Origin of the sequence: Klebsiella sp. K47 (assembly GCF_051858335.1) — a bacterium.
Classification (GTDB): Bacteria; Pseudomonadota; Gammaproteobacteria; order Enterobacterales; family Enterobacteriaceae; genus Klebsiella; species Klebsiella pneumoniae.
The window spans coordinates 1-235 of sequence record NZ_JBPYUI010000264.1 but is presented as its reverse complement, the minus strand read 5'-3'; the positions used below and the strand labels follow the sequence as shown (position 1 = coordinate 235).

The 235-nt window shown below is 49.8% G+C and carries 1 tRNA gene; it reads right to left on the bottom strand.

What is annotated here, in order from left to right:
• Positions 1 to 126: 126 nt before the first annotated feature.
• Positions 127 to 202, bottom strand: a tRNA-Glu gene (locus RRF55_RS27975).
• Positions 203 to 235 lie beyond the last annotated feature (33 nt).

Sequence of the window (235 nt, the reverse complement as noted above, 5' to 3'; positions counted from 1 at the left end):
CATTAACTGTGTGTCGTTTCAATTTTCAGCTTGATCCAGATTTTTAAAGAGCAAATATCTCAAACGTCACCCGAAGATGAGTTTTGAGATAGTTCGGCACGCGTCTTTCACTCACGAACCAGCAAGTGGCGTCCCCTAGGGGATTCGAACCCCTGTTACCGCCGTGAAAGGGCGGTGTCCTGGGCCTCTAGACGAAGGGGACACTGAAGTCTCAATCGCAAGACGCCTTGCTTCT